The 19169-nt window shown below is 43.2% G+C and carries 10 protein-coding genes and 1 tRNA gene; 9 read left to right on the top strand and 2 right to left on the bottom strand.

Annotation, left to right across the window (positions count from 1 at the left end; genetic code table 11):
- The first annotated feature begins 402 nt into the window (after nt 1-402).
- The 4 genes from BFS05_RS04165 (at nt 403) to BFS05_RS04180 (ending at nt 8509) form a co-directional block, all read left to right on the top strand.
- The gene (locus tag BFS05_RS04165; RefSeq protein WP_103084732.1) at nt 403-6369 is read left to right on the top strand and encodes a S8 family serine peptidase; all 5967 of its coding nucleotides are present in this window, start codon (nt 403-405) and stop codon (nt 6367-6369) included.
- A 203-nt stretch (nt 6370-6572) separates the two neighbouring features.
- Nucleotides 6573-7928, top strand: coding sequence for an exodeoxyribonuclease VII large subunit (xseA, locus tag BFS05_RS04170; RefSeq protein ID WP_103084830.1), 1356 nt, complete (start codon nt 6573-6575; stop codon nt 7926-7928).
- A gap of 71 nt (nt 7929-7999) precedes the next feature.
- Nucleotides 8000-8332: an exodeoxyribonuclease VII small subunit gene (locus BFS05_RS04175; protein WP_103084733.1), complete on the top strand. Its 333-nt coding sequence runs from the start codon at nt 8000-8002 to the stop codon at nt 8330-8332.
- Between the two features lie 104 nt (nt 8333-8436).
- A tRNA-Arg gene (locus BFS05_RS04180) sits at nt 8437-8509 on the top strand.
- A 6-nt stretch (nt 8510-8515) separates the two neighbouring features.
- Here the strand turns inward: BFS05_RS04180 and BFS05_RS06810 are convergent.
- Complete coding sequence (locus tag BFS05_RS06810; RefSeq protein ID WP_180978593.1) at nt 8516-8665, bottom strand: helix-turn-helix domain-containing transcriptional regulator; 150 nt, start codon at nt 8663-8665, stop codon at nt 8516-8518.
- 346 nt (nt 8666-9011) lie between these two features.
- Between BFS05_RS06810 and ileS the strand changes: the two genes are divergently transcribed.
- On the top strand, nt 9012-12410 hold the full coding sequence (gene ileS, locus BFS05_RS04185; protein ID WP_103084734.1) for a mupirocin-resistant isoleucine--tRNA ligase: 3399 nt from the start codon (nt 9012-9014) through the stop codon (nt 12408-12410).
- A 288-nt stretch (nt 12411-12698) separates the two neighbouring features.
- Here ileS and BFS05_RS04195 read toward each other — a convergent pair whose 3' ends face one another.
- Nucleotides 12699-12974 carry a BrnT family toxin gene (locus tag BFS05_RS04195; RefSeq protein ID WP_103084736.1) on the bottom strand — a complete coding sequence of 92 codons (276 nt, stop codon included), beginning with the start codon at nt 12972-12974 and terminating at the stop codon, nt 12699-12701.
- Between the two features lie 329 nt (nt 12975-13303).
- Here BFS05_RS04195 and BFS05_RS04200 point away from each other — a divergent pair, with 329 nt between their 5' ends.
- The 4 genes from BFS05_RS04200 (at nt 13304) to nikE (ending at nt 19122) form a co-directional block, all read left to right on the top strand.
- The gene (locus BFS05_RS04200; protein WP_103084737.1) at nt 13304-14233 is read left to right on the top strand and encodes an ABC transporter permease; all 930 of its coding nucleotides are present in this window, start codon (nt 13304-13306) and stop codon (nt 14231-14233) included.
- The gene (locus BFS05_RS04205; RefSeq protein WP_103084738.1) at nt 14230-15477 is read left to right on the top strand and encodes an ABC transporter permease; all 1248 of its coding nucleotides are present in this window, start codon (nt 14230-14232) and stop codon (nt 15475-15477) included. Before BFS05_RS04200 ends, BFS05_RS04205 begins: the two co-directional genes overlap by 4 nt.
- A gap of 171 nt (nt 15478-15648) precedes the next feature.
- Complete coding sequence (locus tag BFS05_RS04210; protein ID WP_103084739.1) at nt 15649-17355, top strand: ABC transporter substrate-binding protein; 1707 nt, start codon at nt 15649-15651, stop codon at nt 17353-17355.
- Nucleotides 17356-17361: 6 nt separating this feature from the next.
- Nucleotides 17362-19122: a nickel ABC transporter ATP-binding protein NikE gene (gene nikE, locus BFS05_RS04215; RefSeq protein WP_103084740.1), complete on the top strand. Its 1761-nt coding sequence runs from the start codon at nt 17362-17364 to the stop codon at nt 19120-19122.
- The last annotated feature ends 47 nt before the right edge of the window (nt 19123-19169 follow it).

Genomic DNA, 19169 nt, shown 5'->3' on the forward strand with positions numbered 1-19169 from the left:
ATTGTTTTTAAATTGTTTTTGCATTTGATAGCGGTAGAAAATTCATAACATCTTACAGAAATATTTACACTTATTAGTAATGCTCAGAACTTGTAAGAGTAGTTTCTGCAACATTTTATTGAGATTTTGGGAGCTAATTCTGAATTAACCCAAATTTGATTTAGAACGTTGCAGTTAACGCATTAGTCCATTCTTGTTTGGGCTACATGTGATGTATGCGCGATATGTGAATTAGATGTCACGATATGTGCATGTGAAACGTGTGTGGAACGAGTTACATGTGTGGCATGAGTTACACGCGTTAAGTCATACGTGCGTTGAGTCACATGTGCGTTGAATTACATGTGCGTTGAATTACAAGCGTACTTGAGCGTGCAGTTCTATTTGAAAGAGAGTGTATTTATGAAGTTCAAACGAACGTCATACCTGACTCGCTTAGCTGCATTAGGTGTTGCTGCTGCAACACTTATCGTGCCTTTTGGTACAGTAAATGCTGCTGATGCTAAAAATCCAGTAAATATAGGTAAAGGTGTTTACTCAAAAGATGCGAAAGTATCTTCTTTTGAAAAGCAACTTACATCTAATAAAAAAACGTCAATAAGTCATAATCTTACTAAAGATGAGAATTTATACGTAGATTCAAATAAGGCTGCATTGCTTGAAAAGTATGCAATAAAAAATAATTCAAGCAGACCTACTAAGCCGATTGCTGTTATTGTAACATTGCGCAATCAGCCTAAAAGTCCTTCAATTGCTTCCGAGAAATCAAATAAAAATCAGCAAAATAATTTAATTGCTAAATGGCGTAAAAAGTACAATATGAATGTTCGTCGCCAACTTGGTTATTTGATGAACTGCTTCGAAGCAACAATTCCAGCAAATCGTATGCAAGCTTTGCGTCATGAGCCAGAAGTTAAGTCTGTAGAAAAAGAGCGCTTGTATTATCCTCTGGAGAACTTTGCTCGTGAGCTTCAAGGTATTACGCAAGCTTTCAAGGCTGCTAATAAAAATCTAGACGGTACAGGAATGCTGGTTTCCATAATCGATACTGGAATCGATATTAAAAACAAAGATATGAAATTGGATCCTGCTGCTAAAACTGCAAAAAAGCTCAATCCACAGCCGGGCTTTACTGATAAAGTTCCTGCAGGATTCAATTATGCGGATGAAACGTCTGATGTAAAAGATACTCATGCAGAACAGCATGGCATGCACGTTGCTGGTATTGTGGCTGCTAATGGAGATGAAGAAAACGCTCCTGCAGCTAGCAATCATCGCGTTGATGGTATAGCTCCGAATGCTCAGTTGCTTGCAATGAAAGTGTTTTCTAATAATCCAGATATGCCAGGATGCCGCGATGCAGACATTGTAGCCGCTATAGAAGATTCTGTTAAGCTTGGTGCCGATGTTATTAACATGTCTATTGGTTCCGATAATGGTCTTGACTCTACTTCAAGCATTGCTGCTCTTGCATTAATGAAGGCTCGCAAAGCTGGTGTATTGCCTGTTGTTTCCGCTGGAAACTCCGGTTTGAACTTCTCGAAGACTGGTGGATTAGATGATGAGTTTGGCAAATGGGACGATGGTACTTTAGGATCACCATCTTCATTCCCAGATGCTTTCAGCGTTGCTTCTGTTGAAAATTCAAAAGTTACGCAGACTAAGGCAACTTGGTCTGTTAAGAAAGCATCCACTACAAGTACATCTTCTAGCGATGCTCAGCAGAATGATTTCCCTTATTCACTTTCTACTGGTGTTGCTGATGGGAAATCACATGAAATTGTTGATATTAACCTTGGCAAAAAAGATGATGTTAAAGACCTTGACCTCAAGGGTAAATATGCATTAGTTAAACGTGGAGATATTGCGTTTACAGAAAAGGTTAATAATGCAAAAGAAAAGGGTGCTGAAGGCGTTGTTGTATACAACGTAAAGGATGACTCTACTCAATTCCTAGATATGGCAGGCGTTGATAAGATTAAAGACATTTTTGTAACATCAATACGTTACGAAGATGGAGAGGCTATTTATCAAGCAATCAAAAAGAATAATGGAAAAGTGGAAGTAACTTTCAGTAATGATTTTGTTGCTATTGCTAACCCAGATTCATTAAAGCCATCTAGGTTCACATCTTGGGGCCCAACTCCAGATCTTAATTTTAAGCCTCATATTTCGGGTATCGGTGGAAATGTGTGGTCTACTCAGAATGATAATAAGTACAGGAGCATGTCTGGTACCTCTATGGCAGCTCCAAATATTTCAGGTCTTTCTGCGCTGCTTATGGAAAGTTACAAGAAGCGTTTTAAGGGCAAAGAACTTAAGTCTTCTGAATTAGTTGATCGTGTTGAGCAAGTGTTGATGAATACAGCTAAGATTCTCACTCGCGATGATGGCAATAAGAAAGTTCCATATGCTCCTCGTCAAATTGGCGCTGGTTTAGCGCAGATTGACAAGGCTATTAAGGCGGACGTTGTTGCAACTGTTAAAGATAGTCGTAGCAACGAAAGCAAGGCGTATGCTTCTCTTTATGAGTTAAAGCAAGGCGAACGCAAGTTTAATATAACATTGAACAACTATGGTTCTAAAGATGTTGAATATAGCGTACCAAATCAGGTTGTTGTAAATGAGACCAATAAAGCTGGTGAAAAAACATCTACGTTCGTAAACGATAAAGAAACATTAACTGCAGACAAGTCTTCTGTAACTGTAAAAGCAGGCGAAAAGGTTAATATTACTTTTACTTTGACTCCTCAATATGTACAAAACCATTACATTGAGGGTTGGGTTTGCTTAAAGTCTAAAACTGAAGGACAGCCTGATTTGTCTGTTCCATATCTTGGTTTTGTTGGCGATTGGAATGCTGAGCAGATTTTGGTTAAACCTGGTGAAAAGTATAAGAATGCTGATAAGCCAGCTAAGCCTGTTAATCCTGCGCCAAATCCTGCTCCGGGAACTCCAAGCCAGCCTGCTGATGAGAGTAATGGTGAAATCGATTCTACTACAGCTCTTATGGCTGATTCAGCGGACGGAAGCATGCAAGTTAAGGTAAATGGATCTAAACGATTTATGTTCTCGCCTAATAATGACGATTGGTATGATTTAATAACACCTTATGCGCCATTATTGCGTAGTGCTGCAGACATTCGCTATGAGATTATGGATGAAACCGCCACTAAGGTATTACGAGTTCTTGGTGAGGATCATAACGTTTCTAGACCTACTTTGCCTTCTGCGGCGGATTCAATGGGACATGAAGCTGTGAATGGTCGTTTTGACGGTACTAGCTATGATCCGAAAACCACAGAGTTTGTGAGATTTAAGGATGGAAACTACGTTTATCGTATTCAAGCTCGTTTGGGTAAGGAATTCCCTTGGCAAAATTACGACATGAAGTTTGCTCTAGATACTCATGGGCCTGATATGAATGTTTCTGACCGCGATTCTAATGGCGTTGTAACAATCACCTTAAGTGATAGTTTAAGTGAGGATCCTGGTCTTCCGGTTATTCGTCGTGTTGGCGATAATGATGTGTTTAAGTATGATGATGCAGCTGATTGCACTCTAGATAAAGAACATCATAAGCGCGTTTGCAAAATAAACGTTGGTAACACTACGCCATTTATCTCTGTTGTCGCTAAAGACGCAGGAATGAATGGAACTCGTGTAGTGAAAGTGTTTGCTGATAAAAATCATAAGATTTTCATTTCCCGTCGAAAGGAAATGGATGGGAAGATGGTTGGAACATCGGTAGTGCGTGACAATAAGTTAAGTCTTGAAGGTTATGTTTCTGACGATGTTAAATCAATGAAAGTCTTAGCAAGCTATAAAAAATACGACGGAACCACTGTTAACCAAACAGTTAAAGTGAATCTAAATAAAGCTCCGAAGTTTACCACTGATAATATAAAGATTGTTCGTGGTGAAAATACTGTAAAGGTGCTTGGGTTCTCTGACGATAAATGCAAGACGCAAATAGCTAGTGAAGAGTTCACATTAACATACAATCCAGAGCGTCCTCGTATTAGTGTTACTAATACGGATACTGGAGATAGTGACGGTAATTTGCCGGTTGCAAGTGATGGTAGTGTAACTGTAAAAGGCAAGGTAAAAGATAGTTCTCAGCCTAAGCAAAAGCTCGAACTGACTATTCGTTACCAAGTGGATAAAGTTAAGAAAGATGCTGGTTCTTCTAATGCTGGTTCTTCTAATTCAAGTGGTGAATCTGCTGAAGATGCAGATGATACTGAAACAAAAGAGGATACAGTAACTCTTAACCCAGATGGTACGTTTGAAGTAACGGTAAAGCCTTCTGCTAAGGCGTATCAGGTTACTCTGTGTGCAAGTAATGGTCAGAATCTTAAAATTGAATCCGTTAAGCTTCAGGGGCGTAGTGAGCCAAGTTATATGGAGGTAAGTAATGGCGTGTTCTATCCAAGTAATGTAACGCCACTTGGCGCGAATATTTGGATGATTAATCCGCTTACTGCAGGGCCAAGCTTAGATTCCTTTACCTTGGAAGGTACTGTTGGACCAGATATCAAGAGTGTAGAATTCACTCCTTCTACACGTCTTAAAGATGGTAAATATGAAATAAAGCCAGCCGTTGTTGCAAGAATAGACAGTCAAGCGCATAGTTTCTCTATTGATTTGCCAATGCATACGGGAATTAATGATTTCCGTGCTGTTGTAAAAACTGCTGATGGTAATAAGCTTATGGATTTTGCAGTTGCTTTCTTGTTTGATAAAGAAGCTCCAAAAGCCATTTTTGTTGAGCCACAATTATACGGTCATACGTTGTTTACAAACAAAGATACCGTAAAGTTTAAGGGTAGTGCTCAAGATGACGCTTCTGGATATAGGCTTTCTATTAATCATTCTGTTGTTGCGGAATTCACTTCTCTAGAAAATGGTGATGGTCCAGAAGCAAATAAGAAGGAATTTGAGCGTGATGTTCATGTAGAAAATGGAGATCATATTCTTCTTGAGCTTAACGACAAGGTGAATTCGTCTGTGTATGGTTCAGTTCCAGTTGTTGTTGATAAAACAAATCCAACTGTAGATGTGAGCATGAAAGACGGAGAATCAGTAGAAGGTGACTATACTGTTACTATAAAAGCTAAAGATGCAAATCTTAAATCTGTAGCTGCATATGTTGATGACAAGCCAATCGGTGCTGTTTCTAATACGAATTTAGCTCCTCATCCTGTAGAAAGTACATTGCTTTCGTTAATTCAAGGATATAGTTCTTATACGGAAATAGATAAACCTGAAAAGGATAATTTGGAGTTAAAGGCGGTTATTCATGGTAAAGATTTGTCTGTCGGTAATCATGTTCTTCGCATAGAAGCTACTGATTATGCTGGAAACTCTGCTAAGGGAGATAATCAGCGAACTGCCATTTCGTTCGTGAAAAAGAATCCTGCTGAGCCTGTTAAACCTGAGCCTGTTAAACCAGGACCTGTTAAACCAGGACCTGTTAAACCAGATCAGCCAGACAAGCCGGTGACTCCAGTTGCTCCAAAGAAGAAAGAAGTTCCTGCTCCTGCTGCTAATGCTCCTGTCCCACAAGCTCCTAATAGCGTTATTAGCTTGAAAAAGAGCTTGAAGAGTAATCTTGTAGTTGGCGAGAATGAGAACAATGTTGCACGTTCTGGTGCCGAAAATCCTATGAAGCTTCGACTCGATAATAATAGTGAATTATCTAAGAAGCTTAAAGAGGATAAAGCCATATATGCATACGCGTACATTTATTCTTCGCCTGTGCTATTGCAAGGTAAAGATGGATCTAAGTATGTAACGGTAACGTTAGGTGATGATGGGTCGCCTCGCTTCGACGCTAAGATCCCAGAAGGATATTCAGGTAAGCATACGATTGTTCTTCTTGATGAAAAGGGTTCGCAGATTGCATGGACTACTGTGTGGGTTATTCCGGCTAATGCAACTTCATTTGCAGAAACAATTGCAGAAGATAATCTGAAACATTCTGAAAATAATTTCGGAAGTGTTTTGGGAAGTTCTTCAGGATTTGGATTTGATTCAGATTACGAGAATTATGAATCTTCTAGCAATTCTGCCAATGATTATTTGAGCTCTGGTGGCTCAAATGCAAGTGTATCTGCAAGTGGAAACGATGCTGATGCTAACGGTAGCGGAAATAAGAGCGGAAGTAGATCTAAAGCTAATGGCGCTGCCAAGTCTGGTACAAGCAATTCTGCATCTTCAAAGGAAACTAATGCAAATAGTATGCTTTCAAAGTTAAGTGCAACTGGTGTTGGAACAGTCTCCACTCTGGTTACAGTTACTTTGTTGATGCTAATTGGTGCTTTTGCGTTAATTGCTAGCAGGTTGCGGAATCGAAGCATTAAATAATTGCATTTTAGATTCTAAAGTTGCATTTTAGATTCTAAAGTTGCATCTTAGATTCTAAGATTCTAAAATTCTAAGATTCTAAATAATTAAGTACTCCTCATGCCTAATCGCATGGGGAGTATTTTATTGTTGGCACTACTGTCGAGTGTTAGCGCGTGTTTGTCCTTCTTTGCAGTCAAGCTGTAAACATGACCTCGTCAAATATGATGCCGCAATTATTCCAGGATGATGCTTCGCAAGATGATGCTTCGCAAGATTATACTTCGCAAGGTTTGCAGCAAGATTCGCAGCAGACGATTATGCCTCAGCCGCGCCAGCTTCCTCTAAAAGCAGCCGACACTACCGCCGAAAATCCATGGCCTGTTGCAATCTTAAGCCAAAAGTTCCACAGTGCTGTAGAACGGTGGCCAGCAGCGTGGATTGAAGGTCAAATCGTCGAAATTAACATGCGACGCGCTTCTTCCGGTTACATCACTCTTCGCGACAGCAACGAAGAAGTGTCGATTTCCGTAATGGGCTTCAGCAATTTCGTGCAGCAGGCGCGCGAACTTCGCCAGGGCGACCGCGTAGTCGTTCACGGCAAAGCGGATATTTGGGTGAAAGCCACGCGTTTGAGCTTCGTTGCAGACGAAATTAGGCGCGTTGGTGCCGGCGACTTAAAAGCGCAAATTGATGAGTTGCGCAAAAAGCTTAAAGGTGAGGGCTTATTTGACGTTGAAAATAAGGTTCCGCTTCCGGAATTTCCTAAGTGCATCGGTCTCGTGTGTGCTCCTCAAGCTCGCGCTGAAGGCGATGTTATTACGAACGTGAATTTGCGCTGGCCTGTTACGCGCTTCAAAGTTGTTCACGCGCACGTGCAAGGCGTGCAGTGCCCGGCGGATATTATTGCCGCAATTAAGCAGCTCGACGCGGACCCAGAAGTTGACGTTATTATTGTTGCTCGCGGCGGTGGCAGCTTTGAGGATTTGATTGGTTTTTCGGACGAGGGCGTGGTTCGTGCTACTGCTGCGTGCGTGACGCCGATTGTGTCTGCAATAGGTCACGAGGACGATTGGACGCTGATTGATTTGGCTGCAGACATGCGCGCTTCGACTCCTACGGATGCTGCAAAGCGCGTTGTTCCGGACGTTCGCGAACAGTGGCAGCTTATTGATAACGCGTTGCAAACTATGCGCATGCGAATTTCTGCGCGCGTTGACAATGAGATTCGCCTCGTTGAAGGTTATGCTAATCGCCCGAGTCTTACACGTCCGAGCACCATGCTTGAGCCGCACGAGCGCTTGGTTGAGCAGGCTGTTGAGCGAATGCGTCACGGTTTAGTGCGACTTCTTGACGACGCGAGTTTGACTGTTGAGAAGGCTCACGCGAGCTTGACTGCGTTAAGTCCGCAATCGACTTTGAATCGCGGGTACGCCGTTGTGCAGCTTAGCGGTGGGCGAGTGCTTGACGACGCGGCTTTAGCGAAAGTTGGCGACGATATGACAGTTACGCTTAAAAGTGGCGTGGTTCTTGGCAAGGTGACTGGAACAAAGGTGACTGGCACGAAAGCTGCTGCTTAAAGTCAAGTGAGTAAATTTTTAGACATTTTAGACATTTTAGATATTTATTTAGATACAACGAAAGGTTAGATATGAGCGAGAAAGCAACGAAAAAAGCGGAAGAAGTAGCTGCAGAAAATAACGAAAGTGCAGAATTTGCAAGCACACTTACGAAAGAAGAGCGCGCTGCGATTGAGGCGATGCCGTACGAAGAGGCTCGTGAAAAGCTGGTTCAGGCTGTTCAGGCGTTGGAAGCTGGAGGTTTGACGCTGGATCAGTCCATGCGTCAGTGGGAGATTGGCGAGGCGTTGGCAAAACGTGCGCAGGGTTTGCTTGCCACAGTTCGTGCCAAATTGGACGCGGCTCAGGCGGAGCAGTCTGCAACGGCGGCTACAGCTGGTACGCAATCGAATCTTGAGGATTAAGCGCGCCGCAGTGACACGCCTTAGTGTATAATTGCCATTTGTTGCTTTGCAGGATGCGTGCGCGTGTTTCGTTTTGCGTGTTGCGCGCTGCAATCAACTACACTGCCTCGGTAGCTCAGTGGATAGAGCACCACTCTCCTAAAGTGGGTGTCGTCAGTTCGATTCTGATCCGGGGCACTTTTATTACTTGTTTGCTTTTGCTATATCTCTTAGAACAAGTTGGACTGTTTTAGTATCTCCATCTTCTAGTGCAATAGCAAGATATTCATCAATTGCTTCCTGTGTGTCTAAGTATTTACTTGCATCAAACGTTGAAAAAGTAACCTTGTCCATCTTATTGTTCCTCGCGTAATTGTCCTGTCAATTTATATTAGCAAAGTTGCTAATGTTAGGGGATAGTGTTAGATTGTTTCTAACTTAAGCGATGATCCGTTATCGGCGGGGAGTTTTCGGAAGAACGGCGAGTGTTCGTAAGATTCTCGCTTATTAGAACCGACGGGGTTGGCCCGTATAGCCAAACACGAGAGGCTATAAGAATAGTTAGATTGCGTTACGTACTTAAGTTTTGTAACTTGCGTATTTGAGTTACGTAATCATCTTGTAGCAAGCGAGGTGGTACCGCGGCAGTAACTGTCGTCCTCGCAGGGAAATATTCACCCTGTTGAGCGAGGAGATCACAGTGAGCGAATCCACTAGTCCATCAGAAGAGTCGTGCGCAAATAACGTATACCCAAAGGTAAGTGTTTCAGCATCAACGCAAGAAAACGCCGGCGCGCAAGTTGCACCAAATCCTTCATTCCCAAAGCTTGAAGAATCAGTTCTCCAATACTGGGATGCAAACAACACTTTCCGCAAGTCAATCGAATACCGCCCGTCCGGCAAAGGTAGCCAAAACGAGTTCGTGTTCTTCGACGGCCCTCCATTCGCAAACGGTCTTCCTCACTACGGTCACTTGCTAACAGGCTACGCAAAAGACGTTGTTCCGCGCTATCAGACTATGCGCGGTCGCAAAGTAAACCGCGTTTTTGGTTGGGATACTCACGGACTTCCAGCAGAGTTGGAAGCGCAGAAGGAACTCGGCATCGAGTCGGTTGAGCAAATCGAAAAAATGGGCATCGCGAAGTTCAACGATGCTTGCCGTGCAAGCGTTTTAAAGTACACGAACGAGTGGCAAAACTACGTACATCGTCAGGCTCGTTGGGTTGATTTCGAGCGCGGCTACAAAACTCTGAACATTCCATACATGGAATCTGTAATGTGGGCTTTTAAGCAGCTTTACGATAAGGGCTTGGCTTACAAGGGTTACCGCGTGCTTCCGTACTGCCCGAAGGACCAGACTCCGCTCAGCGCGCACGAGCTTCGCATGGATGCGGACGTTTACCAGAATCGCCAGGACACCACAGTTTCCGTTGCTGTTAAGCTTCGTGACGAAGCCGATGCTTACGCAGTATTCTGGACCACTACTCCTTGGACAGTTCCAACCAACTTCGCAATCGTAGTCGGCGCAGACATCGACTATGTGGAAGTTCGTCCAACTGAAGGCAAGTTTGCTGGAAAGAAGTTCTACATCGGTAAGCCTTTGCTCGGCTCCTACACTAAGGAACTTGGCGAAAACTACGAAGTTGTGCGCGAACTTAAGGGCGCTGATATGGCAGGCTGGCGCTACTACCCAGTATTCCCATACTTTGCAAGCGATTCTGCGCTCGCTGAGGGTGGCACTCCTGGTCCTAACGCTTTTACGATTTTCACAGCAGATTATGTTGACACCGCTGAAGGTACTGGTCTCGTTCACCAGGCTCCTTACGGCGAGGACGATATGAACACGCTTAACGCGCACGAAATTCGCAGCGTTGACGTGCTCGACGCAGGCTGCAAGTTTACAAGCGACTGCCCGGATTACGAAGGCTTGTACGTTTTCGACGCGAACTTGCCAATTTTGCGCAACTTGCGTGCAGGAGACGGCCCGCTTGCTCAAATGCCAGAAGATCAGCGCGCGTTGCTATTCCAAGAAAAAAGCTATGTGCACAGCTATCCTCACTGCTGGCGTTGCGCAACTCCGCTTATTTATAAGCCTGTTTCTAGCTGGTTTGTGTCTGTTACAAAGATTAAGGAGCGTTTGCTAGAGCTTAATCAGGAGATTAATTGGATTCCTGGAAATGTTAAGGACGGCCAGTTTGGTAAGTGGCTTTCTAACGCTCGTGACTGGTCGATTAGCCGTAATCGCTTCTGGGGCTCGCCAATCCCAGTGTGGGTGAGTGACGATCCGAAGTATCCTCGCGTAGACGTGTACGGTTCGTTGGAAGAACTTAAGGCTGATTTTGGCGACTATCCGCGCGACGACGACGGCAATGTGAATATGCACCGCCCGTATATCGATCGCCTTACTCGTCCAAATCCAGACGATCCTACTGGAAAGTCGCAAATGCACCGTATTACTGATGTTCTCGACTGCTGGTTTGAGTCCGGTTCCATGCCTTTCGCGCAGTTCCATTATCCGTTTGAAAATAAGGAATTCTTCGAAGAGCACTTCCCATGCGATTACATCGTTGAGTATATTGGTCAGACTCGCGGCTGGTTCTACACGCTTCACATTATGGCTACGGCTCTGTTCGATCGCCCGGCTTATAAGAACGTGATTTGCCACGGAATCGTGCTTGGTTCCGACGGTCAGAAGATGAGTAAGCATTTGCGCAATTACCCGGATGTGAACGGCGTTTTCAACGAGTACGGTTCGGATGCAATGCGTTGGTTCCTTATGTCTTCGCCAATTTTGCGCGGTGGCAATTTGATTGTGACTGCAGACGGCATTAGGGATACTGTTCGTCAAGTTATGCTTCCAGTTTGGAGCTCATACTACTTCTTCACGCTGTATGCGAATGCTGCAAACGGCGGTAAGGGTTACGATGCTCGTCGCCTTCGCGCGGATGAGGTTGCAGGACTTTGCAACATGGATCGCTACTTGCTTGCTCGCACGCGTTTACTTGTTGAGCGCGTAGAAAAATGCTTGAACGAGTTTGCGATTAGCGATGCTTGCACGGCAGTAAGCGATTTTATTGACGTGCTTACGAACTGGTATATTCGCGGCAGCCGTGACCGTTTCTGGAATGAAGATGAGACTGCTTTTAACACGCTTTACACTGTGTTGGAAGTGTTTATGCGCACGATTGCTCCTCTTGCTCCTATGGAAGCGGAGGCTGTGTGGCGTGGTCTTACCGGCGGCGAATCCGTGCATTTGGCTGATTGGCCTTATTTGGTTGAGCCTGAGACTCTTTCGGATGGTGAGAAGAATCCTAAGGCTGGCGAAGTAACCGAACTTGGCGCTGTTCTTGCGCACGATGATGCTTTGGTTGCTGCTATGGATAAGGTGCGCGAGGTTGTGTCTTCTACGCTTTCTTTGCGTAAGGCTGAACAGTTGCGTGTGCGCCAGCCGTTAGCAAACTTGACGGTTGTTGCGGAAAATACTGCTGCTGTAGAGCCTTATGAGCAGGTGCTTGAGCGCGAGCTTAACGTGAAGAATGTTACATTCTGCACTTTGCAAGATGCAAGCTCTCACGGTTTGAAGATTGTTCACGAGCTTAAGGTGAACGCGCGCGCGGCTGGTCCTCGTTTGGGTAAGCAAGTTCAGTTTGCTATTAAGTCTTCTAAGAGTGGCGATTGGCGAGTTGACGAGTCTGGCGCTCCTGTTGTTCAGACTCCAAACGGCGAAGTTGCGCTTGTTGAAGGCGAATATGAGCTTGTGAATCGAGTTGAGTCTTCGGATGCTCAAGCGGCTCAAAATACGGCTTCTGCTGCAATGCCAACTGGCGGTTTCGTTATGCTTGACACTGCTTTGACTAGCGATTTGCTTGCTGAAGGTTACGCTCGCGATGCTATTCGCGCTGTTCAGGATGCTCGCAAGGAGAACGGTTTGGATATTAGCGACCGAATCGCTTTGACTTTGAGCGTGCCAGCTTCGGACGTTGCTAAAGTTGAGCAGTTCCGTGATTTGATTGCTAACGAAACTCTTGCTACAAGCTTAGACGTTACTGAGGCTGATTCTAGCGCAACTGAGCTTAGCGTAACTCTTAAGCGCGCGTAGTTTAAGCATTAAGCAAATTTTAGATAACTAATAACTAAACAAAAAACGTGCCGTTGTATGATTCAATACGTCGGCACGTTTTTTGTTTTATCTCTAGTTTTATTCGACTACCGAGTTGTAGCTACTCTAAAGAATTTCATTATTCTCAATATGCATTCAGGCATAATAAAAGTGACGTGCTTTTGTTCGTTCGAGTGGTTCTCTATAATTGGATGCTCCAAATCAAAGTACTCAAGTACGTCTTCGCCGTTATCGAATTTTCTATCAATTTCTTTTCCGCTTATTTCTTTATTTTTTGTGGTGTTTTTCATAATATTGTTCCTCCTTCTTTCGTGATCTTCTTACAGAAATAATACGAATTCGATTATTCCTTTTTGTTATTACTACAGTCCAATGTTTGCTGCCTATCTTTCCAAAAACTAAATAGCGAGAGTTGTCGTTTCCTGAATTTTTGGATTCTAATGTAATTGTCGTATTCTCCCAAAGTAATTGGGCTTTTTTGAAGCTGATACCATGTTTAGCTAAATTTTTTAAGCTTTTTGCAGGATCGTACTCAAAATTCATACTCACCTTCTATCATCTAGTTTAACGTAAAATAGCATCAATTGAAACTATTTTTAATGATTGTTGTTTTGTATTAAGTATCGTAAATGCTTTAAGTCGGCTTTCCTATATTTTTTATTCAATGTGGTCAGAAGTTCAGCGCTTTCGCATCGGTTTGCTTTTTCACGCTACGCTTTGAGTGAAAAAGCAAGACGATGCGACACCCCATTTTCTATGGGTTCCGATAGTGTCGATAAGACAACAATACAAATTTTTACTCGATTTGTATTTTGCGTTAATTTATATTGCATTATATTCAAAAGAAAGTGCAGGTGACGAAATGAGTAAAGATGAGAAGGGTCGGTGTATTTCGTTCACGCTATAAGCGTGATTCATCTAGCGTCACCGTTCCTACTGGAAATAATTCTGGCATTATTGCAGGAAGTATAATTATTGCAATTTTCGTGATTTTGGCAATTTTCGCCGATGTTTTTACTGCAATCACTGGCAATAATCCTTATGATGAGCATCCAGAATATTTAGATCTTAATTCTGTTCCAAAAGGCTTTGGTGGAATTAGTTTCCAGCATTGGTTTGGTGTTACTCCACTTCGTGGTCTTGATATTTTTGCAATTGTGGCTCATGGCGCGCGCGTATCACTTGGAATTGGCGTCGCTTCTACCATAATATCGCTATTTCTTGGCATCATAATCGGCATGATTGCAGGGTATTTCAGTGGTTTTGCAGATGCTTTGCTTTCGCGCACAATGGACGTGTTCTTCGGATTCCCGTTCTTGATTTTTGCGATTGCTTTGTCTGCTGTTGTGCCACAAGATTTTCCGCGTCCACTTTTGCTAATACTTGTTTTAGGATTTTTTGGTTGGCCAAGTATTGCGCGTTTAGTTCGTGCTCAAACTCTTACGCTTAAATCCCGCAATTTTGCAGTTGCATCTCGCGTAATGGGAGCTGGTACGTGGCATGTTCTTCGTGAACAAATAATGCCAAATATGATGCCGTTGTTGCTCGTAAATATAACGTTCCTTATTCCTGGACGAATTGGAGCTGAAGCTGCGTTGTCTTTCCTTGGCGTTGGTATGAATCCGCCTTCGCCTTCGTGGGGTCGCGCTATTGCAGAAGCTGTGCAATGGGTTTTAGTTGACCCATGGTATTTACTTTTCCCTGGAATTGCACTGTTCTTGCTAACTTTCGGTTTTAATCTTGTTGGTGACGGTTTGGCCAGTGCTCTTCAGCCTCGCGCTAAAAAGGCGGCGACGGCATGAGATATAAGGAAAATATTAGTAATAGCGATACGAAAAATAGTAATAGCAATACGAAAACTATCAGTGATAAGCAGAATGTAAATAATACGCAGAAGAACAATATGCAACAAAATATTAGTAATAGCAGCAATAAAGAATCCGCCCAAAACTCGCGAATTATTAGCAAAACCGTAGATTTTCTTACGTTTTTAATAAAGCGTTCAGCAAGCGCGGTACTTGTTTTAACACTAATTGCAGTTGTATTATTCCTTATTTTCTTTATGCTTCCAGCGAATCCTGCGCAACTCGCTTGCGGAAAGCCGTGCACTCCTGAGCGTTTGGCTCGAGTTTCCGCATTTATGGGCACGGACGCGCCTTGGTATGAGCAGCTTGGAAACTATATTCGTGGCATATTTTTTGGACGAGAATTTGGAACTAATTCTGCATCCTCAGGAATTTCTGCAGCTGGTGCTGCCGTTGGTGCCGCCGGTTCAGCAGCTGGTGCCGCTAGTTCCGCCGGTGCTGCAATTATCTGCTCGTCTCCATGCTTAGGTTGGTCATTCACGCTTAACGAACCAGTCACAGATCTTATTATGAGCCGTTTCACCGTGACAGCTTCTTTGGCGATTGGCGCTGCATTACTTTGGGTAATTATTGGTGTAGTAACCGGAGTGATTTCTGCTTCTAAAGAAGGATCGCTTTTTGATCGTGCATTTAGAGCGCTTTCGTCAATTGGGATTTCGTCTCCTGCTTACCTGATTGGTATGCTCGCGATACTTGCTTTTGCAGTGTATTTGCCGATTTTCCCTACAGGCGGTTATGTGAATTTTTCGGATAATCCTTTAGGTTGGCTGCAGCATTTGCTACTTCCGTGGATTGTTTTGGCGCTTCTTAACGCCGCTTATTATACGCGACTTACTCGTGCTCATATGCTTGACGAGTTGCAACAGGATTATATGCGCACTGCCTTGGCTAAGGGTATGCCGCGAACGAAAGTTATAACTCGTCACGCTCTGCCTAACGTAATGCTTCCTGTGCTAACAATGTTTGGCTTGGATTTAGGCGGTTTGCTTGGCGGTGCTGTGATTACTGAGAGAGTTTTCTCTATGCAAGGTTTGGGTTCGCTACTTCTTGATTCTGTTAAAAATCTTGATTTGCAAGTGCTGGTTGGTGTGACGCTTTTTGCGGCTGCGCTTGTGATTGTTGCGAATCTTATTGTTGACATCTGTTATCGCTTCGTCGATCCTCGTGCCGCAGTCTGTTAGTGCTTTTCGAGTGCAATTGTTAGTGGGCGAGTACTAAGCGCTTGCGTTTGATTGATGCTAATCGTGTCAGCTCGCTCACTTTTTTCAAGTTAAAAAACGTTAAATAGCGTATGCGCGAGTTTTAAAGAATTAAATTTTAAATAGAAATATTAAAGAAATAAGGGGATTATTATGTTCATTTTCAAAAATACGATTTCAAAGAAAATTCTTGCTTCAACAGCAGCTTTTTCGCTACTTACAATTTCACTACTTTCGCTTTCAGCTTGCACAAATTACAACTCGGGAAAAACCAGTATTACGAACGCTTCCGTTCTAAATTCTAATCCTAAAAAAGGCGGAACTCTTACAATATTTACGTCAAATACGAATATGAATTTCGATCCAGCTCGCAGTCAGGGTTTGCCAATTACGTCAAATAATTTCATCTTCCGCGCGCTTACTACTTGGAAAGTAAATCCGGATTTAAGCAAGCAAACGCGCGTAGTTCCAGATTTGGCAACGGATACTGGCACAACAAGTGACGGTGGAAAAACTTGGAAATACACTCTTAAAAAGGGTGTTAAGTATGAAGATGGAACCGAAATTACTTCGCACGATATTAAATTTGGCATTGAGCGCTCGTTTGCAGATTCGTTAAGCGGTGGTTTTGGATATCACAAAACTCTTCTTGTTGGAGCTGAAAACTATAGAGGACCATTCGACGGAAAGTCGCTTGATTCGATTGAAACTCCAGATAATCAAACGATTATTTTCCATTTGAAAGCACCTTTTGCAGATTGGCCGTGGGTGACATCTTTGGCTGCATTCGTGCCGGTTCCAACTAGTTCAGGCGATGCTCAGACATATAGTAAAAAGCCTAAATCTTCAGGGCCATACAGGATTGTGCAAAACGAAGTTGGAAAGCAAGTTGTAATGCAACGCAATAAGTATTGGGATCCCAAGCTTGACAGCACTCGCACAGCTGCTACAGATGAAATCGTGTGGAAACTTGGTTCGGATACTACTGTTTCAGCTCAGTCTATGATTCAAGGAAATACGGATACAAAAGCCGCATTTTTGGCTGATTTTGTGCCGCCTGCTCAGCTTGCACAAGCTCAAGCACATCCTCAATCTCGCAAGTTGCTAACTACTAGTAGTGATGGTGCTCTTGAATATTTGGCTATTAATACGCGCAGAATAACGGATATCAATATTCGAAAGGCGATTCAGTATTCTGTTGATAAGCAGTCGTATCGCACTGCGAAGGGCGGCGAAATTGCTGGAGGTTTTGCTACTACGCTTATTACGCCTGGTATTTCTGGTCGAAAGCAGTTTAACTTGTATTCTGAAGATCCTCGAGGGAACGTTGAGAAAGCTAAACAACTGTTGAAAAAATCAGGTAAAACTGATATTAAGTTGAGCCTTATCGCGCGTCCGGATCAAACGCAAGTGGCGTCTTCTGTGCAATCAAGTTTAAAGCGAGCTGGTATTAAAGTGACGATTAAAACTGTTGACGCAGTAAACTTTACGGATGCAATTACGTCAAATTCCGGAGATTACGATTTGGCTTTGGCTTCGTGGCAGCCTGATTTTCCTTCTGCTTTTGCGAATTTGGGACCGCTTTTTGATTCTTCGCAAATTGGCGGCGGTAACTGGAATATTTCTCGTTATTCGAATCCTAAAGTAGATGCTTTAATTCACGAAGCTGTGCAAACTGTTGACGAGAATTCGGCTCATAAACTGTGGCAAAAGGCGGATCGAACTATTATGGAAGATTCTCCTGTTGTTCCGCTTATTTACTCGCATAACACGTTTATTCATGGAAGCAGTGTTGAGAATTTTTACATCGGAAGTTTTCCTGCTTACCCTAATTATGCAGCTGTGTCTTTGAATAGGTGATTTAAGATGACGAATTTGGATGCGCAAGCTTTAGATAATAAAGCTTCTAGTGAGCAATCTTTGGATGCGCAATCTTTGGATAATAAAGCTTCAGATGCGCAAGCTTCAGATGCGCGTAAAAAAATTGTTATAAGCGTTGAAGATTTGTCGGTTTCGATTGATGATAGGCAAATTACGCACAACGTTTCTATGCAATTGCGCGCCGGAATGGTTTCTGCGTTAGTAGGCGAGTCCGGTTCTGGAAAGTCGCTTACTGCGCTCGCGCTTATGGGATTGCTTGATAATAATGCGCGTGTTGAAGGGAATGTGGCGCTTTTTAACGCTTCGGATTCTAACGAATCCTTTATAAATTTGCTTAGCGAAGATGCCCCATATGAGCATATTCGCGGTGGTATGATTGGCATGATTTTTCAGGAGCCGTCCAGTGCGTTTAATCCTGTGAAAACAATCGGCAAGCAAATAGAAGAAGCGCTAATATATCATCCTGAAAAAGCAGGAAAACTTAGCCATAGAGAGCGTAAGAAGCGTGTGATTTCGCAGCTTCTCGAGGTTGAGTTGAGTGATGCTGAGCGCGTGTACCGTTCTTATCCGCATGAGCTTTCTGGCGGCCAACTTCAGCGTGCGATGATTGCGATGGCTTTAATAAATCGTCCACAAGTTTTGATTGCAGACGAGCCTACAACAGCACTCGACATCACAACGCAACGAGATATTTTACGTCTTATACGTAATTTGTCGGAGAAATTACATCTTGCTGTGTTAATTATTACGCACGATATGAGTGTTGTGCGCGCGCTCGCGGATGAAATGTATGTAATGCAAGGCGGGAATATTGTGGAATCTGGCGAAGTTCAGCATATTTTTGCGAATCCTAAGCACGAATATACGCGTACTTTGCTGGATTCTGTTCCGAAATTTGATATGCAATATGCTTCAAGTGGTGATTCTTATGAAAGTATAGAAGAAGTAGCGAAAGCGATTGCTAAGAATATTTCTAAGAATATTTCTAATAATATTGCTGAAAATATTTCTGAATCTCCAGAATCTGAATCTCCAGAATCTGGATCTCCAGTAGTTGAAGTTCAAGGCGTAAGTGTGAAGTATTCGCATGCTCGTTTTAGCAAAGATTCAAATAAACTTGCTCTCACTAACGCAAACTTGCGCATTAACTCTGGATCTACACTAGCTTTAGTCGGGGAGTCTGGAGCTGGAAAAACCACTATTGCAAAGCTTATTTCTGGGCAAATCAAACCAAATTCAGGATTAGTGCTACTTAATGGAGAAAACTTAAACAGATTAAACAGTAAAGCTCGACGCCAAGCATTATCGCGAATTGGATACGTTTTTCAAGATTCAGGTTCCGCACTAAATCCGCGTAAAACCATTGGCTGGAGTATTGCAGAACCATTACTTTTACACACGAATCTTGATGCCAATGAGCGTTTAGAGCGCGTTGAAGAAATGCTTAATCAAGTACAAGTGCCAGTTGAATTCGCAAGCCGTTTTCCTCACGAGCTTTCCGGAGGTCAAAGACAGCGCGTAGGTATTGCGCGAGCGTTGATTTTACAGCCTTCTCTGCTTATTGCGGATGAGCCAACTTCTGCGCTTGACGTAACAGTGCAACGTCGTGTACTTAACTTATTACATGATTTGCAACAAAAATACCGTTACGCATGCTTGTTTATTACTCATGATGTTGGCGTTGTGCAAGAAGTTGCTAGCGAAGTTGCCATAATTAGAAATGGCAGTGTTCAATATATTTCGTAGTATGTTGAGGCTCGCCATTACGATTGTGAACTGTCTTAGGAGGTAGC

This window comes from Gardnerella coleohominis, assembly GCF_002896555.1.
Taxonomy (GTDB): domain Bacteria; phylum Actinomycetota; class Actinomycetes; order Actinomycetales; family Bifidobacteriaceae; genus Bifidobacterium; species Bifidobacterium vaginale_F.

Bases quoted from the DNA above. Each gene is read 5' to 3' on its own strand.
- BFS05_RS04165 (WP_103084732.1), top strand. From the start codon at position 403: ATGAAGTTCAAACGAACGTCATACCTGACTCGCTTAGCTGCATTAGGT.
- BFS05_RS04175 (WP_103084733.1), top strand. From the start codon at position 8,000: ATGAGCGAGAAAGCAACGAAAAAAGCGGAAGAAGTAGCTGCAGAAAAT.
- BFS05_RS04210 (WP_103084739.1), top strand. From the start codon at position 15,649: ATGTTCATTTTCAAAAATACGATTTCAAAGAAAATTCTTGCTTCAACA.
- BFS05_RS04195 (WP_103084736.1), bottom strand. From the start codon at position 12,974: ATGAATTTTGAGTACGATCCTGCAAAAAGCTTAAAAAATTTAGCTAAA.
- nikE (WP_103084740.1), top strand. From the start codon at position 17,362: ATGACGAATTTGGATGCGCAAGCTTTAGATAATAAAGCTTCTAGTGAG.
- xseA (WP_103084830.1), top strand. From the start codon at position 6,573: ATGATGCCGCAATTATTCCAGGATGATGCTTCGCAAGATGATGCTTCG.
- BFS05_RS06810 (WP_180978593.1), bottom strand. From the start codon at position 8,665: ATGGACAAGGTTACTTTTTCAACGTTTGATGCAAGTAAATACTTAGAC.
- BFS05_RS04200 (WP_103084737.1), top strand. From the start codon at position 13,304: ATGAGAAGGGTCGGTGTATTTCGTTCACGCTATAAGCGTGATTCATCT.
- BFS05_RS04205 (WP_103084738.1), top strand. From the start codon at position 14,230: ATGAGATATAAGGAAAATATTAGTAATAGCGATACGAAAAATAGTAAT.